General features: G+C 64.7%; 3 protein-coding genes. 1 reads left to right on the top strand and 2 read right to left on the bottom strand.

From position 1 onward, the window contains the following. Positions 1-64 precede the first annotated feature (64 nt). Entirely contained in the window at positions 65-2,980 is a 2,916-nt protein-coding gene (locus tag AAHM41_RS37905; RefSeq protein ID WP_342241814.1) for a UPF0182 family membrane protein, read from the top strand. A 126-nt stretch (positions 2,981-3,106) separates the two neighbouring features. Here the strand turns inward: AAHM41_RS37905 and AAHM41_RS37900 are convergent, their stop codons facing one another. Both AAHM41_RS37900 and AAHM41_RS37895 read right to left on the bottom strand, forming a co-directional pair. Then, entirely contained in the window at positions 3,107-4,561 is a 1,455-nt protein-coding gene (locus AAHM41_RS37900; protein ID WP_342241813.1) for an HlyD family type I secretion periplasmic adaptor subunit, read from the bottom strand. A gap of 5 nt (positions 4,562-4,566) precedes the next feature. Next, on the bottom strand, positions 4,567-6,327 hold the full coding sequence (locus AAHM41_RS37895) for a type I secretion system permease/ATPase (RefSeq protein WP_342241812.1): 1,761 nt from the start codon (positions 6,325-6,327) through the stop codon (positions 4,567-4,569). Between the last annotated feature and the right edge of the window lie 88 nt (positions 6,328-6,415).

Genomic DNA, 6,415 nt, shown 5'->3' with positions numbered 1-6,415 from the left:
CCGGGAAGGGCTGCGACGACCGCTCGCAGCGCACACGCGCCCGTGGGCGCGCTCCCCAAAGGGAGTGCAGTTCACCCCTTCCACCTCGAGACGACCGGATTCACACGGGCAGACGCATCTGCTTACGGAGGCTCTTGTCGAATGCTGCCCACTCGAGCTTGCCTTTGGCTTCGATGTGGCCTTGAGTCGTACCTCCCCGAATTCGATACATCGATCGGGGCAGAGCGCTGCGTGGCCCAACGTGACTGACAGGCTGGAAATCTCCGGGTATGTCGGCCCCCCGTCGCCTTGGCGTCGCGCTTTCTTGTTCCGCGGGGGGTGGTGGCTGCTTGCCGGAACCCTCCTTGTTGTCGTGTTCAAGCTCGTCGACTGGACGGCCGAACTGCTGTGGCTCCGATCGCTCGGCTACGAAGAGGTCTTCTGGCGGATTCGTCTCGCCAAGATCGCGATGTTCGCAACCGCCTTCATCCCTGTGTTCGTTTATGTGCTGCTCAATCTCCAGGTTCTGGTCAGGATCGACATTCTGCCGAACCTTCTGCGCAGCGGCCCCGCTGGTACGTCCCAGAGCTGGCCGAAGCAGTTGGGAACCGGAATGGCGGGACCCCGAACCCACCAGTTCACCCCCCTGCTCGTTCTTGTGTCGGCCGCAACAGCCGCCATTTCCGGATTCACGTTCTATGGCGAGTGGGATCGATTCCTGCGCTTGGCTTGGTCCCAGGATTTCGGGATGTCTGATCCCATCTACCTCCGCGACGTCGGCTTCTACCTGTTCGTCTTGCCGTTCCTGAATCTTGTTCAAAACAGCCTCGTTCTGCTCACCTTGGGCGGCACATTGACGCTTGGATTCGCACACCTTCGGATGGGGGCCCTCCGTTTCACTGCCCGAGGTCATATAACGGCGGATGCGAGGGCTCTGCGCCATGTTATCGCCAACGCCGTTCTGCTGCTGGCCGCATGGGCTTGGGGCCTTTATCTCGATCGCTTTGGCCTGCTGACCCGATCAGCTGGCGCGGTCTTCGGCGCTGGCTACACGGACGTTCACGTCGTCCTGGTCGGCTTGTGGGTTTCGCTGGGTGCGACGCTCGCCCTCATCGGCGTGCTGGTCTGGGTCGCTGCGACAAACGCGCCGCGTGTCGCCGTATTGGGCATTGGTGTCTATCTGATTTTGCTGCTCGCCGCCTTGGAGTTGATCCCTGGGAGTTTTCAGGAGCTGATTGTCGAGCCAAACGAACTCGAGATGGAAACGCCGTTCCTGCAACACAACATCGCCCTGACCCGTGCGGCTTACGGCTTCGATAAGGTCGACGTGCGATTTCACACCACCGAAGGCAAGCTCAATGCGGCGCAGATGCGCGAGAATCAGGCGACGCTCGACAACATCCGCATCTGGGACCATCGCCCGCTGAGCCAGACGTTCCGCCAGCTGCAGCAAATTCGGACGTACTACTCGTTCAGCGATGTTGACGTTGATCGCTATTGGATAGACGGTGATTATCGCCAGGTCATGCTGGCCGCACGAGAACTCACCGCAGATCTGCCGGGTGAGGGCCACACCTGGGTCAACCGGCGCCTTCAATACACCCATGGCTACGGCTTGGCGATGTGCTTGGCTGCCGAGAAGGACGACCAGGGCGGACCTGTCTTCACCGTCGAGGACTTGCCGCCGAAGGGTTCGCCGGATCTGAAGGTCTCTCGTCCCGAGATCTATTACGGCACCGAGACGACGAGCTATCAACTAGCTCCCACCGTCGTGAAGGAGTTCAACTATCCCGAGGGAGATCAGAACGTTTACGCCAGCTACACCGGCCATGGCGGCGTACTGCTGGATAGCTTCTGGAAGAAGGCGCTATTCTCCTGGCACCAGTTTGACATGAACATCGTCCTGTCTTCCTACGTCTCGCCGCAAAGCCGCATCCAACTGTGGCGATCGGTGGAACAGAGTGTTGCGCGCATCGCGCCTTTCCTGAAGCTGGATCGGGACCCTTATCTCGTTGTCGACCAGGGACGACTGTTCTGGATACAGGATGCCTATACCGTGGCCGATGGGTTTCCCTATTCCGAGCCGACCGACGATGGATTCAGTTACATTCGCAACTCGGTGAAGGTCGTGGTCGATGCCTATGAGGGCGATGTGCGCTTCTACGTCATCGATCCGGCGGACCCGGTCTTGCGCGCTTACCGTGCGGCCTTTCCCAGCCTGTTCCGGTCGCTCGACGATATGTCACCGGGTCTGCGACAACATCTGCGTTATCCACGGGATTTGTTCGAGGTCCAGGTCGACAAGCTCAACACCTATCACATGACGGTCCCGCAGGTGTTCTACAACAGGGAGGATCTTTGGGCCCCGCCGCAGGAGAAATTCGGCGGCGAGGCCGTTCAGATGGAACCGTACTACGTCCTGATGAAGTTACCGGGCGAAGATCGCCTGCAGTTCCTGCTTATGACTCCCGTCACGCCCAGCAATCGCGACAACATGATCGCCTGGATCGCAGCCCGGTCGGATTTCCCCGGATATGGCGAGCTGATCGTCTACAAAATGTCAAAAGATAGCCTCATCCTTGGGCCGCTGCAGATCGAAGCGACAATCGATCAGGACACGACCATCGCGCGCCAGCTCACACTGTGGGACCAGCGCGGTTCCCGCGTGATCCGGGGCAATCTGCTCGTCATCCCGATCGAGCATTCCTTTCTCTACGTCGAACCGGTGTTTCTTATAGCCCAAGGGACGAACATTCCGCAGCTCAAGCGGGTCATCGTCGGCGATGGCAGACGGCTGGCGATGGAATCGACGCTCGCGGAGGCCCTCCAAGTCGTATTCCGTGAACGACCGTCGCCCCCGGAAGGAAAAGCGGAGGCACCAGGAACGCCGCCATCGGGAGCACGCGAGGCGCTGTCGAGGGCCGAGCAAGCGCTCCAGCGGGGCGACTGGAACGCCTTCGGGCGCGAGTGGGATCTGCTGAAAGGGCTCTTGGAGAAGTGATATCCAGATTGTGAATCGGCGCCAGGTCATGCCCCCTCAGTATCGCGCAAAATCAGGCGCTTGCCGCGCCGATCGGCGTCGGGACCCCATGCCGATTTACACCCGGGCTTCAAAACAGGTGGCGGTTCAGCTTTCGCGGAAGCTTCTGGTGATCGAGTCGAGCAAGGGGCGCAGGAGGTAGTCCAGGAGGGTCCGCTCTCCGGTCAGGATCATCACCTCGGTCGGCATCCCCGCGATCAGCCTGACCCCGTCGAGCTGGCTCAGCTCTGATGGATCGACCTCCACCTTGGCCAGATAATACGCGGTCCCCGACTTGTCCTCGACCAGCCGGTCGGCCGAGATCGAGCGGAGCGTTCCATGGATCTGGGGGAGGTTCCGCTGCCGATAGGCCGTCAGCAGGACGCGAGCCGTCATGCCGGGTCGTACCACGTCGATGTCGGTCGGCTTGATCTGCGCGTCGATGATCAGCTTCGCCTCTGTCGGCACAATGTCGAGAATGGGCTCGCCCGGCCTGATCACGCCCGTGGCGGTCGTGATGCGGACATTCATGACGGTTCCGGAGATCGGGGCCTGGATGGTGGTCCGGGTGAGGATATCCTCCCGGGAGGGGAACTGGCTGCGCAACTCGGCCAGCTCGGCCGCGACCTTCGTCAGCTCCTCGTCCACGTCCTCCCTTTGCTGCTGACGCATGGTCAGCAGTTGCATCTCGGTCTCGCCGATCTCCTGCCCGTTGCGCGCGATCTTCGCGCGGTTCTCCGCCTGCTCCCCGCCGATATCGGCACTGGCGCGCTGGAGCGCCAGAAGGCGTGGGAGGCGCTCGAGCCCCTTGTTGTAGAGCTCCTGCACTCCTGCGATCTCCTGGTCGAGCAGTGCCAGCTGCGCGTCCTGGGCGGCAATCATCTGGCGCAGGCCGGTGATCTCTTCCTCCAGCTGCTTCACGCGTTGGCCGAGGATCCGCTCCTTGCCCTGGAAGGTCGCCCGACGGCTGCGAAGCAGGGCCTCTTGGCCGGCCATGGCACGCTCGGCCTCGCCGCTTCCCAGGGCCACCAGTTCCGTCGGGAAGTCGATTTCCCGGGCATCGATCGCTTCGGCGTTGAGCCGGGCCTTGACCGCCAGGACGTGGGTGTAGCGCTCGCGGATCTCCACATATTTCGCCCGGGCCTGGACATCCTCGAGCGTCACCAGCGTGGCGCCGGCAGCGACGAAGTCGCCCTCCCGCACGTGGATACCCCGGATGATCCCCCCCTCGAGATGCTGGATGGTCTTGCGGTGCCCATCGGGGCTGACGACACCGGGGGCAATGGCGGCGCCCGCCAGGGGTGCCGTCACCGACCAGCTGCCGAAGCCGGCCGTCAGCAACAGCAGGGCCCCATAGCCCAGCACGCGCGGGCCGCGCGTCATGCGCGCCAGAGACGTCGCGTCGACAATGGTGGCGCGGCGCCTCCGGACCGCAAACCACAATAGGAGGAGCATGCCGCACGCGAGGACCGGGGCCGCGATGCGGACCGCCATCTCCGGAGTATCCGCGGAGTTGAGCGTCGAGAGAAGCTTCTGCCAATGTTCGAGAGCCAGCTCCCACATGACCGCTACTCCGAGGATACCAGCGTCGGCCGCACGACCGGCGTGAGCTCAGCCGGGCCCGCCGCAACAGCCGATGCGGCGACGGTCCGGCGGCGTCCGCTCGCGATCGTGGCCAGGACCGTATCGCGGTCGCCGAACGCCGCGACAGCGCCCTCCGCCAACATCAGGATCTTGTCGGCCGTCTGCAGCGCAGCGGCCTGATGGGTGACGATGACCACCGTCCGCCCCTGCTGTTTCAGATGGGCAAGGGCGCGGATCAGCGCCTGGTCGCCCTCGCTGTCCAGGTTCGAGTTCGGCTCGTCGAGGACGATGAGGGACGGATCGCCGAACAGGGCGCGCGCCAAGCCCAGCCGTTGCCGCTGGCCCAGGGAGATCCGGCCGCCCTGCTGGCCGACATCGGTCTCGTAGCCGGCCGGCAGCCGAAGGATCATCTCATGGACGCCGGCCAGCCGTGCCGCCGCGATGACCTTGGCGCTGTCCACCGGGCCCAGGCGCGCGATGTTCTCGGCGACGGTGCCTGGAAACAGCTCCACCTGCTGCGGCAGATAGCCGAGATACTGCCCCAGATCCTCCGGATCCCAGGCGAAGATCTCGGCCCCGTCGAGCCGCACATGGCCATGGCTGGGCTTCCAGGCGCCGACCAGCAGTCGGCAAAGGGTCGACTTGCCGGAGCCCGACGGTCCGATGATCGCGCAGGTCCGCCCGGGCTCGATGTCGAACGAGAGATTCCGGAGAATGGGGTCACCCGACCGCGGCGCGGCATAGTGCAGGTTCTGCACGACGAGCCTGCCCGAGGGGCGGGGCAGGCGGACGGATTCGGCCTCGGGAGGCAGGGCTTCGAAGAGGCGGGCGAGGTTGCGCCGGGCGGCCCGCGCATCGACCATGCGGCGCCATGCGCCGATCGAGCGCTCGATCGGTGCGAGGGCCCGGCTCAGGATGATGGAGGCGGCGATCATGCCGCCCGAGGTCAGCTGCCCCTGCAGCACGTAGTACGCGCCGAGGCCGAGGATCATGACCTGCAGCCCGAGCCGCACAGCCCGGGAGGCGTTCAGTATCGCAGCCGTCATCTCCGCGAGACGACGCTGCTCGCTGCTGATCCGACGCTGCTGCTCCTGCCATTGCGCGAGAATGGTGCCCGTCATGCCGAGCGGGCTCAGGGTCTCCGCGCCGTCGACATATTGCTGGGCGGTCAATTGGCTGCGCCGAAGCGAGGCGGTGGCCGTTTGCTGCTGCGCCCGGGTCAGGAGATCGTTGGCCAGTGCGCCCAGGAACAGGACCAGCGCGCCGATGGTGGCCAGCCCCCCGAGGGCGGGATGCGCCAGCCAGATGAAGGCGATGAAGATGGGCGTCCAGGGGGCGTCGAGAAAGGCCAGGATGCCGTCGCCAGCGATGAAGCCGCGCAGGTCGGCCACGTCCTTCAGCCCGGCCTCGACGCCGGTGCCCGCGAGCCGCGCCGCCATCGCGCGACGGATCACCGCCCCGCTCAGCTCGCTCTCCAGCCAGGCGCCGATGCGGCCGAGGATCAGACGGCGCGCCTGCTCGAGGAGGCCGTAGATGGCGATGGCGGCAAGTGCCATCACGGTCAGCCATACCAGCGTGTCGAGGGAGCTGCTCGACAGCACCCGGTCGTAGATCTGCAGCATATAGATCGCGCTGGCCAGCAGCAGCAGGTTGGCAAGAAGGCTGAACCCGATCAGCGCAGGCGCTTGGCGTCGGATCACAGCCATGACGGCGGTGAGGGGAGGATCTGGGCTCGGCATGGCCATGGCACTGTTCGACAAGGCAATCGGTCGCTCCGCCGGGGGGGGGGGCCCCCGCCCCCGCCCCCCCCGGGGGGCGGGGGGGGCGGGTAGC

The sequence above is a fragment of the Inquilinus sp. OTU3971 genome, assembly GCF_038440215.1.
The sequence above is the reverse complement of the archived record's forward strand: the minus strand, read 5'-3'. Positions and strand labels throughout refer to the sequence as shown.